Annotated in this window: 13 protein-coding genes; 2 read left to right on the top strand and 11 right to left on the bottom strand. The window is 44.9% G+C overall.

Annotation, left to right across the window (positions count from 1 at the left end; all coding sequences use genetic code 11):
• Positions 1 to 6: 6 nt before the first annotated feature.
• The 3 genes from HHK01_RS01485 to HHK01_RS01475 form a co-directional block, all read right to left on the bottom strand.
• On the bottom strand, positions 7 to 1,485 hold the full coding sequence (locus HHK01_RS01485; protein WP_170006082.1) for a tripartite tricarboxylate transporter permease: 1,479 nt from the start codon (positions 1,483 to 1,485) through the stop codon (positions 7 to 9).
• Between the two features lie 63 nt (positions 1,486 to 1,548).
• Positions 1,549 to 2,664, bottom strand: a complete 1,116-nt coding sequence (locus HHK01_RS01480) for a Bug family tripartite tricarboxylate transporter substrate binding protein (RefSeq protein ID WP_170006081.1) — start codon at positions 2,662 to 2,664, stop codon at positions 1,549 to 1,551.
• 511 nt (positions 2,665 to 3,175) lie between these two features.
• A complete protein-coding gene (locus HHK01_RS01475; RefSeq protein WP_170006080.1) occupies positions 3,176 to 4,360 on the bottom strand; it encodes an MFS transporter in 1,185 nt (394 codons plus the stop codon).
• A 341-nt stretch (positions 4,361 to 4,701) separates the two neighbouring features.
• Between HHK01_RS01475 and HHK01_RS01470 the strand changes: the two genes are divergently transcribed.
• Positions 4,702 to 6,516, top strand: a complete 1,815-nt coding sequence (locus HHK01_RS01470) for a S9 family peptidase (RefSeq protein WP_228027618.1) — start codon at positions 4,702 to 4,704, stop codon at positions 6,514 to 6,516.
• 329 nt (positions 6,517 to 6,845) lie between these two features.
• A complete protein-coding gene (locus HHK01_RS01465) occupies positions 6,846 to 7,430 on the top strand; it encodes a CBO0543 family protein (protein ID WP_170006079.1) in 585 nt (194 codons plus the stop codon).
• A gap of 108 nt (positions 7,431 to 7,538) precedes the next feature.
• On the opposite strand, the gene ilvA is transcribed toward HHK01_RS01465, so the two are convergent.
• The 8 genes from ilvA to ilvB all read right to left on the bottom strand — a co-directional run bounded on the left by ilvA (position 7,539) and on the right by ilvB (position 17,346).
• Entirely contained in the window at positions 7,539 to 8,495 is a 957-nt protein-coding gene (ilvA, locus tag HHK01_RS01460) for a threonine ammonia-lyase (RefSeq protein WP_170008606.1), read from the bottom strand.
• Positions 8,496 to 8,657: 162 nt separating this feature from the next.
• A complete protein-coding gene (gene leuD / locus HHK01_RS01455) occupies positions 8,658 to 9,239 on the bottom strand; it encodes a 3-isopropylmalate dehydratase small subunit (RefSeq protein WP_170006078.1) in 582 nt (193 codons plus the stop codon).
• Between the two features lie 12 nt (positions 9,240 to 9,251).
• Positions 9,252 to 10,673, bottom strand: coding sequence for a 3-isopropylmalate dehydratase large subunit (gene leuC, locus HHK01_RS01450; RefSeq protein ID WP_170006077.1), 1,422 nt, complete (start codon positions 10,671 to 10,673; stop codon positions 9,252 to 9,254).
• A gap of 717 nt (positions 10,674 to 11,390) precedes the next feature.
• Positions 11,391 to 12,497: a 3-isopropylmalate dehydrogenase gene (leuB, locus tag HHK01_RS01445; RefSeq protein WP_170006076.1), complete on the bottom strand. Its 1,107-nt coding sequence runs from the start codon at positions 12,495 to 12,497 to the stop codon at positions 11,391 to 11,393.
• 24 nt (positions 12,498 to 12,521) lie between these two features.
• Positions 12,522 to 14,060: a 2-isopropylmalate synthase gene (locus tag HHK01_RS01440; RefSeq protein ID WP_170006075.1), complete on the bottom strand. Its 1,539-nt coding sequence runs from the start codon at positions 14,058 to 14,060 to the stop codon at positions 12,522 to 12,524.
• Entirely contained in the window at positions 14,047 to 15,078 is a 1,032-nt protein-coding gene (gene ilvC / locus HHK01_RS01435) for a ketol-acid reductoisomerase (RefSeq protein ID WP_170006074.1), read from the bottom strand. Before ilvC ends, HHK01_RS01440 begins: the two co-directional genes overlap by 14 nt.
• Before the next feature lie 22 nt (positions 15,079 to 15,100).
• Positions 15,101 to 15,622, bottom strand: a complete 522-nt coding sequence (gene ilvN / locus HHK01_RS01430; protein WP_170006073.1) for an acetolactate synthase small subunit — start codon at positions 15,620 to 15,622, stop codon at positions 15,101 to 15,103.
• On the bottom strand, positions 15,619 to 17,346 hold the full coding sequence (gene ilvB / locus HHK01_RS01425) for a biosynthetic-type acetolactate synthase large subunit (RefSeq protein ID WP_170006072.1): 1,728 nt from the start codon (positions 17,344 to 17,346) through the stop codon (positions 15,619 to 15,621). The genes ilvN and ilvB overlap by 4 nt, the downstream gene beginning before the upstream one ends.
• Between the last annotated feature and the right edge of the window lie 5 nt (positions 17,347 to 17,351).

Genomic DNA, 17,351 nt, shown 5'->3' with positions numbered 1-17,351 from the left:
CCCCTCCTAAGCAGCACTCGATTTCTCACTAGAACGTTTAAGGTAGTAACCACCAAATAGAAGGACAATGATCAAAACACCAATTACGATTACCCCAGGTTGTAGCAACCATGTGAAACCATACCGTTCCATAGAGATCCATAAATATCTTTCAGTAGCGGTTGATAACACAAAACCGATCAGTAATGGAGCTCTAGGCCAATCCAATCTTTTCATGACCAGTCCTAACAATCCAATTGCTACAAACAAAATCAAGTCACCGAAATTTCTGGAGCTTTGATAGGAAGCGACCATTAAAATAACTAATAGAAATGGCACTAATTTTGTGGCAGGTATTAAACTTAACCTTGCAATATATTTACTTAATAAAATACATGCAGCAGCACCAAATATATTGGCTAAAACTAACGTCCAAACGATTGATAGAGTAATAGAGATATCTTCATTTACCATTCTCGGACCTGCTTGAATACCCATCAGCGAAAGTCCGCCTAGTAGAATCGCAGTTGTACCACTCCCAGGAATACTAAACAATAATGTCGGGATGAGGGCGCCACCTTCTTTGGCATTGTTTGCACTCTCAGGTCCGATTACCCCTCTTATATCACCCTTACCAAAATTTTCATTATCCTTAGTCGTTTGTTTTGTAATCCCATAAGTGATCCAGTCAACCACACTACCTCCAAGACCAGGTATAAACCCAATGATGGAACCTAAGGCTGAACTTCTTACAATGAGCCATTTATGCCTTAAGGAATCTTTAATTCCATCCATCCAACCGCCTTTTAGCTTTTCGGTTTTTGCTATACTCTGTTTTTTAGCAAGAAGTTCGATAATTTCAGGGAATGCAAATAACCCTAATGCTACTACTGCTAGAGGCAGGCCATCAAATAGGTAAATCGATTCAAATGTGTAGCGATATTCCGGAACTGCAGGGGCAGCTCCAATCGCACCCAACATTAAACCAATCAAACCTACTAATACCCCTCTAATCGGAGCATTACCTGCTAAAATGCCGACCATGCTTAACCCTAATATCGCTAGCATAAATAGTTCGGGGGATCCAAAAGCAAGCACTAATGGTCTTGCAAGAGGTATCGAGATAAATAAAACAATTCCCCCAATAACTCCACCAACCATTGAGCAGAAAAAGGCTGCTCCTAAAGCTCTACCAGCCTCCCCTTTTTTCGCCAGAGGATAACCATCCATAATAGTAGCTTGAGACCCAGACGAGCCTGGTACACCAATTAAGATAGATGGGAATGTATCTCCGGTATGTAGCACTGCTGCCATACCAATCAGCATAGCCATTCCCGAAAAAGGATCCATCCCATATACGAAGGGTAATAAAATGGCCATCCCTACTGTTCCACTTAATCCTGGTAACAGCCCTATAAGAAGACCAACTGATATACCAAGAAACATGAATGGTAATCTCGTAGGATCTAAAATTATCATTAGTGCCTCAACGGCTGCTTCTAACAACGTAACCCCCCCTTAGCTGCTGAATCCTGATTAAAAAAGGGAGAATCGACTCCCCCTTTTCTATTAAAATCTTTCTACACCATAATTTTGTTCAAGAAATTCAATAGTCCAATCTATTACATCTTCATCGGTATTTAACATATTGGTTACAACCTGATCTAACTGTTCACCTATATATGGTGAATACCCGCCTAGTACTTCTTTCCCGTTAGCGAGGAACTCTGAGTTCTCAGCTACTTCAACAGCTGCTGCTGATAACGCTTCTACAGCTTCTTCCGGTGCATCACTGTGCAACCAAATTACTTTTTGGACAGTGAATGAGGATCCTAAGAAGGCTTTATATGCTTCCCATGCTTCTCCCGAGGGCTCTTCATCATAAGCTTCTACATAAAATTCACTTAATGATGGTAAATCCGGGAATGCTGGATCTCGGATTACATCCCCATTTTCATCTAATTGACCGAAAGCAAATAATGGATTAGCTTGCTCATCTTCAACTAACGGCTGAACATTTGTTAGAAATGCAGTTGAAGTTTGGTAGTCAATATTGGATTCACCTTGTTCGAAAGCTACACGAGAAGGGCCACGACCGTCATATCCTAATACTGCTTTTACGTCCATATCTAAAACCTCGAATGCCAGTAAAGTAACTAAATCCAACCCAGTAGCACTAATACCTGCATAAATTAATTCTTCTTGAGGGTTTTGAATATCTTTAGCGCTCGTAATACCTGTTTCCGGGCTTACATACACAACCCCACCTGTAGGTAGCCCCATCACTGGTTTCATTTCCTTCAGATCATATTGAACTGCTGGGTCTCCAAGGAAATAGGGCATGTGCGTAGAAGCACTCGTAACTAATGCACTTAAACCATCATGTTCTCTTCCTAGAACAAACTCATTTGAACCATTAATACTTCCTCCACCCGGCACATTTACAGTTTGTATGGTCGGGTTACCTGCAATACTTTCACTTAAAAAAGGGGCAACAAAGCGTGCGAAAGTATCAGTTCCTCCTCCTGTACCGAATGGAACTAACAATTCCACTGATTGATCAGCATAAAATTCGCCATTAGAAGATCCTGCAGTATTAGTGGAACAACCGGCTAACACAAGTGAAAATAAAGTTACCAAGGTAAATCCAACTTGCATGAAACGATGCTTAAACAATGATTTCATATTCTTCCCCCCATCCCGTTGATAACGCTTACAAATGACCAAATAAAATTATCTGATTAGTTTAAATTGTATTACACACTAAGGCATAATAAAAATAGATTATTTTTATTTGTTTTCATAAAAAAAGGTTATACATCTTGTAGACTTCTAACCCAGACAAAGACAATATATCTATAAGGGGAAATTCGCATGAATTCAAACAAAGGAATATTCAATACCTGAACAATGGCAGGACTACAAGCGAGAGCATGATGGTTTTGAAGAATATAGCGTTGGTTGAAAGGGTAGTCTGAAAGTTTACATGTTATATTAAATAAAAATGGAGTTCGGTTCTGAGGGAGCTGTATGAGTGATAATCCTCTAGTTCTGGTCAACAGAAAACGTATAGAAGTTTTGAGTAATCGCGGCGTATAAGGAACACCTAATCTTGGAATAGAACCCCATTTCCTTCCACGTTATAACGCAACGAAATTGTATCACGGTGCCTGACCCCCAATGCGTTAATACTTTACTACACTGGGGGACTGACACCTTTCACCCCCGCAATCACCAAAGAAACAGCCAGCAACCCACTAATCAAAGCGATAAACCCTCCCCAACCGAATTGAGTCCAGAACACGCCGCTACTCGTCCCTACAAGGCTGGAACCGGCGTAATAAAACAACAGATACAAAGACGACGCCTGTGCTTTATATTTAGTTGCCTTTTGTACGACCCAACCGCTGGCAATCGAATGAGCACCGAAAAATCCGAAAGTGTAGAGCGCCACACCGGCAAGCTTAATCCATAAGTAGCCGTTTAATGTGAGTAGACCTCCAGCGAGCATGATAACGATACTACAAAAGAGCATGTTGGCATTTCCCGATCGGTCAGCCAGTCGCCCCATAAAGCTGGAACTGAATGTACCGACAAGATAGACGAGAAAAATCAGTCCCACCAAGGTTTGGCTCAAATTATAGGGCGGGGCCATGAGCGGATAGCCGATATAGTTGTACAGTGAGACAAAGCTGCCCATTAGCAAAAAGGCCAGTGTGAAAAGACAAAGCAAGCTCGGCTGCTTCAAATTTGTGCCGAACGCAGACAGCAATTGTTTCAAGTTTACCGATTGCGGCTGGAAATGGGCGGAATCCGGCAAGCTTCTCCAAAACCATACAGCGATCAAAAGACAGAGGGCGGCCATCACTCCTAGTGCAATCTGCCAGGAAAACCAGTCCGTCAGTGCCCCCATCACAACACGCGAGCTCAATCCTCCGATGGATGTCCCGCTCACATAAATCCCCATGACCGCACCGAGGTTTTTCGGATGAAACTCCTCCTGTATATACGTCATGGCGATACTCGGAAACCCGGCTAACACCACACCTAAAAGTGCACGTACAATTAACAGAAAGGTAAAATTAGGGCTGAACGCCGTCACAACCGCCAGAATCCCGGAAAGTAATAACGAGGCAACCATAATTGGTTTGCGCCCAACCTTGTCAGAAAAGGTGGACGTCACTAGCATCGATACCGCTAGTACCCCGGTGGAAAGGGATAACGACAAACTGGCCGTCGCAGCGCTCACATCAAATTGCTTTGAGAACGTCGGGATAAGCGGTTGCACACTATATAAAATGGCAAACGTGACGAAGCTCCCTAAAAATAAGGACAAAATCGTTTTCGTATAGGATCGGCCGCCTTTTTCGATATGACCCATTATGTAACACCTTTTTTCTATGAATATACGATTCTCGTTGACTACCTTCATACTACCACAATGGGGTCAGTCCCCCGCCCCCGTAAAGCAGTAAAGAAAAAAGCAACGACGATTTTTCTAAGTCTTGTTTAGCAAGAGATTGATTGTATAAATTCACTGTGTTTTATGAGCGAAGGGGAACTGCCCGCAATCAGTATATACCATGCGCCATCTCTTGCCGAAAACCGCCGTTTATAACTATGAATACTTTGAAGTTTTTAAAGGAAGTTGAACTCAATTAGTAGAAAGTAGTGCAGAGACATAATAGGCAAAAAAACAATTTATCAAGGAGGATTCCTAATTTGAAAAACCATCAGAAAACGTTAGGTGCACGATACACAATGGACCAATTTTTACAAACAGAGATGATACACAGTCAGTCCATCTCTTCAGATGAACAATCCATTATTTACTCTAGTGATCGAAGCGGTGTCTATAATGCCTATACGATTGCCATAGACGGCGGGGATCCGACACCACTCACCGAATCGACAGAAGAAGCCGTTCATGTGCTCAGCTACTTTCCGAACGATCGTCGTTTTTTGTACACGAGTGACCAAGGAGGAAATGAATTACACCACATTTACCTTCAGGATGAACAAGGGGATGTAACAGATCTTACCCCTTTCGACCAAGCGAAGGCGATTTACTATGGTTGGTCTCAGGATGATCGAGGATTCTATTTTGGTGTCAATCAGAGGGACCCGCGATTTATGGACGTTTATTATATGGATATTGATTCCTTAGAGCCTACACTCCTATTTAAGAACGATGGATACGAGTTCGCGGCTATATCTAAAGATAGACGGTATGTGGCTCTCACAACAGCACATAACATGAACAGCAACACGATGTACTTATACGATGCGGTCAAAGAAGAGCTGAAGCCGTTACTTCCGCATGACGATGATATTCTTTACCATCCACAATGCTTCGGTGACGATTCGAAGGAACTCTATTTTCTAACAGATGACGACAGAGAGCATCTCTATCTGAAAAAGATAAATCTTGAAAGCGGCGCACAGGAATCGGTCATCGAAGAAAGATGGGACTTATCCTATGCTTACTTTTCCAAACAGAGCCAATACCTCGTCTACGGAATGAATGTAGATGCACAGCGGCGTCCAAAAATTATACATTGGCAAACGAAAAAAGAGCTTTCCGTACCACTCCCAGAAGGATTTATCACTGAATGTAAAATGTCCGCTTCTGAAAAGAAAGTCACTTTCATGCTCCAATCCGCCGTTTCTTCCAACAATCTATACGTCTATGATCTAGAAACGGAGGAACTTAAGCAGTTAACGAACACCTTCAATTCCGAGATGGATCAACAGGAGTTAGCAACAGACAAGATTGTCAGGTACGCATCCTTTGACGGACTAGAGATTCCCGCTGTTTATTACAAACCTCATGTCCGTGAAGGGGAAAAAGTTCCCGCTCTCGTGTGGGTTCACGGTGGACCTGGTGGACAATCGATGCGAATCTATAGTCCTGTCATTCAATATTTGGTCAACCAAGGGTATGCTGTTTTGGCAGTCAATAATCGAGGAAGCTCCGGTTATGGAAAGACCTTCTTTCAAGCTGCGGATCTAAAACATGGGGAGGTTGATCTTGAAGATTGCATCCGAGCGAAAGAGTTCTTAGCGGATACCGGTTATGTCGATGAAAAGAGGATCGGCATTATTGGAGGAAGCTATGGTGGTTATATGGTGTTAGCAGCTTTAGCCTTCCGTCCTGACGAGTTTGAAGTAGGTGTGGATATCTTCGGAGTGGCCAATTGGGACCGGACGCTAAAGAGCATCCCATCTTGGTGGGAAACGATGCGCGATTCTCTCTATCAAAAGATCGGTAACCCATACACGCAGGAGGATTACATTCATAGCATCTCGCCACTCTTTCATGCTGAAAAGATCGAGAAGCCTTTGATCGTTCTCCAAGGTGCAAATGACCCTCGTGTGCTACAGGTGGAGTCTGATGAAATTGTAGAAAAAGTAAAGCAAAATGCGGTTCCCGTCGAATACATCGTCTTTCCTGATGAAGGTCACGGCTTTACGAAAAAGAAAAACCAGAAGCAAGGCTACGAGGGCATTTTGCGTTTCTTAGACCAACATTTATAATGTTCCGCGATTTTAGCGGATGATCGATGACATTCACGCACATCGCGGTCCCTGATCTCCAACGCGTTAACACGCCACTACACCAGGGGGACAGGCACCGCGGTGTGGTAAAGCCCCTTTTTTCCTATGATAACTTCCCTTCCAAAGATCGATCCCTAACACTTGCAACACCCCCGCAATCACCAAAATTACTACTAACAATTTTACAACTTTTCTTGCATATTTTTAATGAGTTATGCACCTACTAATAGGTACTTGAAGGTGTTACTTTTTACGGTACATCCTGAAGACAAACAGATAATTCAATTTAGACACGAGGGACTACACTTATGAATGCTGAACAATGGAAGCAATTTGAACAATTAAAGGAAGTTCAGGAACAACTACGAACAAAGGGGATGGATTATTGGGCAACCTATTCCAATATCGACACATGGCAATTTTGGGTAAATGTTCTCATGTTTATCATTCCGCTGGTCATACTTTACTTTTTTATCGATAGAAAAAGGGCCTTTCTTCTCGGATTTTTTGGATACAGTCACCATATCATCGCCATCTACTTTGATGGGTTTGCCACAAGATATGGGTTTTGGGAATATCCCTACAAATTCATTCCTTTCCTACCAAACAATATCGGATTAGATACTTCCTTAATTCCAGTAGTTTATATTTTATTGTATCAATGGCTGCTGAAAAACGGGAAAAATTATTATCTTTACGCTATTATCGTAAGCGCCATTTTTTCATTCGTTTTAAAACCAATCTTGGTAACTTTCGACTTAGTCCAATTATCAAAAGGAACGACATTCTTCCATTTATTCCTTGTCTACGTGTTAGGCGCTGTCCTTGCCAAGTGGCTTACCAATGTATTTATTTATTTCGAGAAGGATGCTAAGGGTTCTGGAACTAAATGAAACTGGATATTTTTAATGAATGAAACAGTAGGAATTCTCCGGTCGAATTTCCTCGTAGCCATCCTTTTAAAATCTGCCAGACCCCATATAGGGTCTGGCAGCTTCCCATTATGCATGTATAAAACACCTTTCGTCTTTCTTTGCCATTTGCTGAATCTGGTGCAATTTCTCTATATCCATATTGCCGCCACTAACGACGATGCCACAGTGGTTGGATCGGATGCGCTGACCGTGGACGAGCAGGGCAGCGAATGAGGCTGCTCCCGCTCCCTCGATTAAAGTTTTCTCTCGTTGCAGCATATATAGCATGGCGTTTGCAATAGATCTATCAGAGACGGTTATCATATCGTCTACATACTTGTGAATAAGAGGGAATGTTAAGTTTCCGGGCTTTTTCACAGCAATTCCTTCTGCAATGGTTGATCCATCCTGAAACTTTGATTGTTCGTTCCCATGAAACTGGTTATATAGTGCATTTGCATTATCTACCTGCACACCAATAACGCGAATCGACGGATCAATGGACTTCACCGCGACTGCCATACCCGCAAGTAATCCACCACCCCCAACAGGGACTAGAATTGTATCAAGCGATGGTTGTTGTTGAAGCATTTCCATCGCAATCGTGCCTTGACCAGCCATAACATCATAATCGTCGAATGGATGGACCAGTGTCGCATTGTACTTGTTTTGTTCCAGTCTGGCAGCTTCATATGCCTCTTGAAAAGACTCGCCAATCAGAACCGTCGATGCCCCGTAACTTCTTGTCGCTTCAACCTTTGCGAGTGGTGTTCTTTCTGGCATAAATAATTTCGCTTGAATACCTCGATTAGCCGCAGCAAGAGCGACACCTTGTGCGTGGTTCCCCGCCGAAGCAGCAATCACTCCTTGTTTTGCCTCACTATCATGGAGGCGAGACAATTTATAAGCAGCTCCTCTAATTTTGAAGGAACCTGTTTTTTGCTGGTTTTCCATCTTGAAGTAGACCTGTTTTCCTGTTAATTGATTAATCGAATTTGACATAGTTAACGGTGTACGGTGAACAACCTTCGCTAAATATTCCATCGCATTTGTAATATGTGCCCCGACTAGTGAATTCCCAAGTTCTTCACACTCCTTACACAGGGAACAGGTACGCCCCGAATTATGTCGAAAAGCCAACTACTACTTTTACTTCAGTAGCTTTCGACAAAAACTGACAAAAACCGGGTGGTACCTGTTCCCGGTTTAGTGGTTTTGTTCGTATGTGGTGATTTTGTCTTCTTGTGTTAGGGTGACGGAGATTTCGTCCCATCCGTTTAGGAGCATTTCTTTATGGTAAGACGGGATGTCAAAGGGTGCTTCAAACCCTTTTGTATCCGAGACTAGTTGTTTTTCTAAGTCTATGCTTACACGATATGAATCCGTTTCTGCACGCTTCGTCAACAGTTCGACCTGTGTTTCAGGCAGTTGAACTAATAGAATCCCATTCTTCACACTGTTATTGTAAAAAATATCCGCATAGCTTGGGGCAATGATCACCTTGAATCCGAAGTCTTCGATTGCCCACGGAGCATGTTCCCGAGACGATCCACATCCGAAGTTTTCCCCCGCAACCAAAATGGATGCCCCCCGGTACTTTTCATCGTTTAAAGAAAAATCGTCACGTAACTTTCCATCACTGTCATAACGCCAGTTAAAAAAAAGGAACTGCCCGAAGCCTTGACGCTCGATCCCTTTCAGGAATTGCTTTGGAATAATTTGGTCTGTATCGATATTCGCCCGGTTTAGTGGATACACAAGGCCTTCATGTAGCCGAATCGGTTCCATCAAATCCCCTCCCTATGAGTAAAGTGGTGCGCTGGCAAATGTCCTGACATCGACAAAATGCCCTTGGATTGCGGCGGCTGCAGCCATTTCTGGACTTACAAGGTGCGTGCGTGATCCGTTTCCTTGCCGCCCTTCAAAATTACGGTTCGATGTGGAGGCACAACGTTCGCCCGGTGGCACAATGTCATCGTTCATCGCAAGGCACATGCTACAGCCGGCTTCCCGCCACTGAAATCCAGCATCTGTAAAAATTTTGTCCAACCCTTCTTCTTCTGCTGCTCGCTTTACACTATACGAGCCAGGGACGACAAGGGCTTGCACAGAACCATTCACCTTCCGACCTTGAATGATCTTCGCGGCCTTTTGTAAATCACTGAGTCTTGAGTTCGTACACGATCCGATAAACACATGTTGGATTTTGACCGAGGTCAATTTTTCTCCCGCCGTTAATCCCATATAGTCAAGAGCTCGCTGAATATCTTCCTTCTCACTTGCTTTCACAGCAACAGCAGGGTCAGGAACGGGGCTGTTGATCGGGATACACATGCCCGGGTTCGTCCCCCATGTCACTTGTGGCTCAACTTCATCCGCTTCGATTTCCACAGTCGCATCATAAATTGCCCCCTCATCTGACGCAAGGGCTTGCCATTTCTCCACAGATTCATCAAACACCTCAGGATCAGGAGCGTGCCTTTTTCCTCGTAAGTAGTCGTATGTCACCTCGTCTGGTGTAATGAGTCCCGCTCTAGCACCAGCTTCAATCGACATATTACAAACGGTCATCCGCTCTTCCATTGAAAGGGACCGAATCGCTTCGCCAGTGTATTCGATGACATAGCCGGTACCAAAGCGCACACCATTTTTGGCGATGATCGCAAGGATTAAATCCTTAGCTGTAATACCGTTTCCAAGCTTTCCATGCACTTTGACATTCATCGTTTTCGGGCGAGTCTGTTTCAGTGTTTGTGTCGCTAACACATGCTCAACCTCACTCGTACCGATTCCGAAAGCAAGGGCACCAAACGCCCCATGAGTAGAGGTGTGGCTGTCCCCGCACACGATCGTTTTCCCGGGTTGCGTTAACCCCAGTTCTGGACCGATGACATGGACAATGCCATTATCGGGATGGTCGATATCTGCAAGGGGAATCCTAAATTCCTCACAGTTATTTTTCAATGTTTCCATTTGCATTTTTGAAATAGCGTCATGGATCACATGGCGCTCCCTCGTTGGGACATTATGATCCATCGTCGCAAATGTTCGATCCGGACGTCTTACCGTACGTCCTTTCATTCGTAACCCTCCGAACGCTTGTGGGGAGGTGACTTCATGGACGAGGTGCAAATCGATATAAAGTAAATCCGGCTTTCCCTCTTCTTGATGGACGACATGATGATCCCAAATTTTATCAATAATTGTTTTCGGTTTGGACAAAATTTCTCACCTCATGTAATTAAGTTTGTGAATTCAGGAAATGAAGGTCACTGAGCGACATTCGATGAAGCGAGTCTGCGCAATCCACCATGAGTCTGCGCATTCTCCCGTGAGTCTGCGTATTCCCACCGTGAGTCTGAGCATTCTCCCGTGAGTCTGCGTATTCCCACCATGAGTCTGCGCATTCTCCCGTAAGTCTGCGTATTCCCACCATGAGTCTGCGTATTCCCACCATGAGTCTGCGCATTCTCCCGTAAGTCTGCGCAATCCACCATAAGTCTGCGCATTCTCCCGTGAGTCTGCGTATTCCCACCATGAGTCTGCGCATTCCACCGTGAGTCTGAGCATTCTCCCGTGAGTCTGCGTATTCCCACCATGAGTCTGCGTATTCCCACCATGAGTCTGCGTATTCCACCGTGAGTCTGAGCATTCTCCCGTAAGTCTGCGTATTCCCACCATGAGTCTGCGTATTCCCACCATAAGTCTGCGCAATCACCATAAGTCTGAGCAATCCACCGTGAGTCTGCGTATTCCCACCATGAGTCTGCGCATTCCACCGTGAGTCTGCGCATTCTCCCGTAAGTCTGCGCAATCCACAGTGAGTCTGCGTATTCCCACCATAACTCTGAGCAATCCCCCATAAGTCTGCGCAATCCCCCACGAGTCTGCACAATCCGCTATAAGTCCACGTGTACCCCTCTAACCCGGCCTCACTCACTACGCATAACAACTTTGAATGCAATGGGAGGCACTTTCGGATTTAATGTAATCAACAATCAATGCGGTCATTTCCCTCGTCCCTACTTTTCGCCCCACCGTTTGTTGAATGTCAGCTGTATAATAGCCGTTATCTAATACAGTTTGAACTGCCTGTTCCACTAGTTGTGCTTCTTCTTCCAATCCAAATGAATGCCGAAGCATCATCGCCGTTGACAAAATCATTGCTGTGGGATTTGCTACCCCTTTGCCTGCGATATCTGGAGCAGATCCGTGTACCGGTTCATAAAGGCCCACCCCATCATCTCGTAAACTTGCAGATGGAAGCATTCCTAGGGAACCTGTCAGAACAGACGCTTCATCACTTAAAATGTCTCCAAATAGATTTTCTGTTACGATCACGTCAAAGTGCGTCGGGTTCGTAATCAACTTCATCGCCGCTGCATCCACGAGAAGATGCTCAACTAATACATCAGGATAGTCCTTCTTCTTCTCCTCGACCACTTCACGCCAAAGCTTACTAGACTCGAGTACATTTGCCTTATCAACAGAGGTAAGCTGCTTACGTCTACCTTGTGCACACTGAAAGGCTTTGTCTACAATTCTTTCAATTTCATTTCGTGTATAAAATAATGTATCCACAACGGACTCGCCCCCGTCAATACGTTCACTCGGCTTGCCAAAATATAAACCACCCGTCAGTTCTCTCACGATGAGAAGATCGCTGCCTTTGATGACACTCTCCTTTAATGGAGATGCGTGCATTAAGTTGGAGAAACCTTTGATTGGACGAAGATTGGCATATAAGCCTAAGGCACTACGAATGCCGAGCAACCCCCTCTCTGGTCGTAATTGTGAGGGGAGGTCATCCCATTTCGGCCCACCGACGGCACCGAGTAACACGGCATCCGCCTGCTGACAAGCGGAGACGGTTGTTTCTGGCAGCGGTGTTCCGTGCTGATCGACTGCCGCTCCACCTATGTCTTGAATTTCAAACGAAAAACGATGATTATATTCTTCAGCAATAGCGTGAAGAACTTCTTGCGCTGACTGGATCACTTCTGCACCAATTCCATCACCAGGTAGCAATACAATTTTCTTATTCATTGAAAGAACCTCCTTTTCAGTGGTCTACATATGGGTGGTCTTCATGAAATGAGCTGTTAAAAACACACGATTGACCGCATTTATGAAGGCTTGTGCGGAAGCTTCCAGAACATCTTGAGCAACCCCACGCCCGCTTACTCGAATGCCATTGACCGTCATTTTGACATGAGCTTCTGCAAGAGCATCACGCCCTTGACCGACCGAACTTAGCGAATAGTCGGTGAGGTGAATCTTCTCGTCGATCAACGCTTCTAACGTGTTATAAAGGGACTCCACACTTCCTTGCCCTGTACAAGCTGTCTCCACCCGCTCTCCCGCAGGTGTCGATAAGGCAACAGTCGCCGTCGGAAGGTTAGAAGAGCCATACTGCACTTGAAACGCTTGCAGTTCATAGCGCTTATCGGTTGTATTCATCGTTTGGATGTCTGTCAAGATGGTGAACAAGTCTTCATCTGTCACCTCTTTTTTCCGATCGGTTAATACTTTAAATGAACGGAAAGCATCAGCTAACTTTTCTTTTGAAAGCTGGTAGCCTAATTCCTTCACCTTTTGATGAAAGGCATGGCGACCGGAATGCTTGCCTAGAACTAAACTGTTCGATTGGACACCGACCAATTCCGGTGTAATAATTTCATAGGTCGCTGCATTTTTGAGTACGCCATCTTGATGGATGCCTGACTCATGGGCAAAGGCATTCTTTCCAACGACTGCCTTATTCGCCGGAACGACCATGCCTGTTAGCTTACAGACAAGATCACTAGTACGCTTAATCTCCTTTAAGACTAGATTCGTCGTAAAAGGATATCGATCTTTACGAATGTTCAAGGCCACTGCAAATTCTTCTAACGCTGCATTCCCCGCGCGTTCACCAATGCCGTTGATCGTTCCTTCTACTTGGGTCGCTCCGTTTTCAACCGCTGCCAGGGAGTTGGCGACGGCTAATCCTAGATCATCATGACAATGGGCAGATAACGTGACCTGATCAATATTCGGCACGTGTTTTTTCACATATTGAAACATGGACCCGTATTCTTCAGGTGAGGTATATCCGACCGTATCAGGCAAATTGATCACGGATGCACCGGCATCAATTACTTTTTCAATAATTTGGACGAGAAAGTCAAGATCCGACCTAGAAGCATCCTCAGCAGACCATTGAACGAACGGGAATTTCGATTTTCCGTAAGTTACCATATCGACGGCAAGCTGGATCACTTCCTTCGGTGTCTTTTTCAGCTTATGAGTCATATGGATGGGAGATGTAGCTAAAAAAACGTGTAATCTAGGCTCCTCGGCATCTTTTAAAGCTGCCCATGCTGTATCGATATCCGATGTAACCGATCGTGCCAAACCTGTAATAGAAACATTCTTAATGGTACGTGCGATCTCTTGAATGGCCTCAAATTCGCCTTGTGAAGAGGCAGGAAAACCCGCCTCCATCACATCGACACCAAACCGTTCTAGCTGTCTTGCCATCTCAAGCTTTTCAAAATGGTTCAAGTTCACACCCGGGGACTGTTCGCCATCGCGAAGGGTCGTATCAAAAATGTTAATGTGCGCCATTAGGAACCACTTCCTTTTGCCGTTTTTGCGCCTGCTTAACAAACGGCATTAATTCCCTAAGCTCCCTTCCTACCTTTTCAATCGGATGTTGGTTTTCTTTTGCATTGATCGCATTGAATTGCGGGCGATTGACTTGGTTCTCAACAATCCACCCCTTTGCGAATTCACCTGTTTGAATGTCATGAAGAATGTCCTTCATGCGTGCTTTCGTTTCCTCATTGATAACTCGTGGTCCTGATACAAAGTCACCCCATTGAGCGGTATCGGAAATAGAATAACGCATGCCTTCAAGTCCCCCTTCATACATCAAATCAACAATTAGCTTCAACTCATGTAAACACTCAAAATAGGCGACTTCTGGTTGATATCCTGCCTCGGTTAAGGTTTCAAATCCAGCTTTGACCAGGCTCGTTAATCCCCCACACAAGACCGCTTGCTCACCGAACAGATCGGTTTCTGTTTCTTCCTGGAAGGTCGTTTCGAGTACGCCAGCTCGACCCGCTCCAATTCCTTTTGCATAGGCAAGTGAGAGTTCCTTCGCTTCCCCAGTAAAATCTTGATGGACACCAATGAGTGCAGGAACCCCCGCTCCTTCGTTGAATGTCCGTCGAACGAGGTGACCCGGACCTTTCGGTGCCACCAAGAACACATCGACATGTGATGGGGGAACAATTTGGTTGAAGTGAATGTTAAATCCGTGTGCAAAAGCAAGTGCATTTCCTGGCTGTAAATTCGGCTTGATACTTTCTTCATATACTTTCGTCTGACTTTCATCGGGCAGAAGCACCATAATCACATCCGCGTCAGCCGTTGCTTCTGCTACCGTTTGGACATGTACGCCATCTTCCACCGCCTGATCCCACGACTTGCCTTCTCTAAGTCCAACGACCACATCAAAGCCACTTTCCATTAAATTCAATGCATGTGCATGGCCTTGAGATCCGTAGCCGACCACTGCGATTTTTTTCCCTTTCAAAACCTCTTCATTCATATCGTTGTGATAAAATACCTCTGCCATTACAATCATCCTTTCGAGTTTTTTATTTTAATAGGGAATAAGAATTCAACTCAGTCACTTCCGGCTGATGACCACGTAAGAAAGCGGTGAGCCCCGTCCGTGCCAGTTCTTTAATCCCATAAGGTCTTAGTAAATCAATTAAGGCTTCGATCTTTTCGGGCTTTCCAGTCACTTGAACAGCTAAACTATCCTTACTGACATCAATAATGGATCCGCGAAAAGGTTCAATAATTCCTTGAATCTCACCTCTAAGCTGACCGCTGCTGACGACCTTAATCAGGGCCAGCTCTCTTGCCACAATCGCTTTGTCTGTAATGTCGGATACTTTTAATACATCAATTTGCTTGTTTAATTGTTTCGTTAGTTGTTCCAGTTTTTGATTATCGGCAACGGCGACGACAATGGTGATTCTCGAGATCCCTTCTACCTCCGTTCGACCGACGGAGATACTTTCAATGTTGAATTGACGTCTTTGTAATAAGCCTGTTATCCGATTTAGGACACCGCTTCGGTTTTGCACAGTGGCTGTTATGACCCGTTTCATGGTTTCACTCCAATCATCTCCTGAATGCCTTTACCAGGTGCCACCATAGGGTAGACATTTTCTTGTTCAATGACGCGACAGTCCATTAAAAGCGGTCCACCACAGCCAAGAACCTCTGGAAGGATGCGGTTAAGCTCCTCTTGACTTTCCACCTTCACCCCACGAATACCGTAGCTTTCCGCAAGTTTGACAAAATCAGGTTGGGTATGAAGTAATGACTCCGAATACCGTTTATCGTAAAACGCCTCCTGCCATTGACGGACCATGCCAAGTGCACCGTTGTTCACAATGATAATTTTGACGGGCAATCTTTTTTCCTGAAGTGTGGATAGCTCTTGCAGCGTCATTTGGAACCCACCGTCACCAACAATCGCAATTACTGTTTCTTCCGGTGCGGCAAGGCTTGCTCCAATCGCTGCCGGAAAGCCAAAACCCATTGTGCCAAGCCCACCTGAAGTCACCCATTTATTCGGTGTGGTAAATGTATAATGTTGAGCAGCCCACATCTGATGCTGACCGACATCAGTTGTAATAATGGCTTCTCCGTTTGTGGCTTGATGTATGGACGCAATAAGCCACTGCGGACACATTTGTTGCTGAGGTTGGTTATACCAAAGCGGATAGCTTTTCTTATTCGCTTCAAGTTCGACTAACCACTCTTGATGTGCAGCTGATCCGGTTGCTTGTGAGTGTAATTCCTGTAATGCAAACTTGGCATGAGCAACAATCGGAATGTGGGTGACCACATTTTTCCCGATCTCTGCAGGATCGATATCGATATGAGCAACAATCGCTTGTGGTGCAAAGTGCTGTAGGTTTCCCGTTAAGCGATCATCGAAACGAGCCCCGATATTGATCAGCAAATCACATTCATATAGCGCCATGTTGGCAGTGTAAGTTCCGTGCATCCCAGCCATTCCGAGCGAAAGCGGATGGTCCCCGGGAAAACTGCCAAGTCCAAGTAGCGTTGTTGTGACCGGAATATCGTATTTTATGGCAAAGTCCCTTAATTCCTCTGATGCTTTTCCGTGCAAGACACCCGCACCTGCAAGGATGAGCGGCCTTTTCGCTTTCACCAGCGAATCAGCTAGCTTCTTCACTTGCAGAGGATTCGGCTTCACCGTTGGCTGATAACCCGGCAAATGGTAATCTGTCTCAAACGTATCCTGGGACAGTTGGGAGGCTGAAATATCCTTTGGAATATCTACAACAACAGGTCCAGGGCGCCCCGTAGAAGCAATATGGAACGCCTCTCTAACAATTCGAGGCAGATCTATGATTGATTGCACTTGGTAATTGTGCTTCGTGATCGGTGTCGTAATGCCCATCATATCGGCTTCTTGAAAAGCATCTGTCCCAATCACCCCGCTTGCCACTTGCCCCGTGAATATGACGAGTGGTAAAGAATCCATCATGGCATCCGCAATTCCTGTCACGAGATTTGTTGCACCAGGTCCTGAAGTTGCCATCACTACTCCGGGTTTCCCAGAAATTCTTGCGTAACCTTCTGCGGCATGAATGGACCCTTGTTCATGACGGGAAAGAATATGCTGGAATGCCCCTTTTGCCCTATAGATAGCGTCGTAAATAGGTAAGACAGCGCCACCCGGGTAACCAAAGATAGTTGTCACCCCCTCTTTTATCAAAGAATCAACGAGAAGATCTGCTCCCGTTTTCTGTGACTGGCTCGTTTCACTAGCCCGTTCTGCTTCTACTTTCACCATTTTTC

Origin of the sequence: Bacillus fonticola (assembly GCF_012955605.1) — a bacterium.
Lineage (GTDB): Bacteria > Bacillota > Bacilli > Bacillales > JC228 > Bacillus_CG > Bacillus_CG fonticola.
This window is presented reverse-complemented; position numbering and strand designations above follow the sequence as displayed.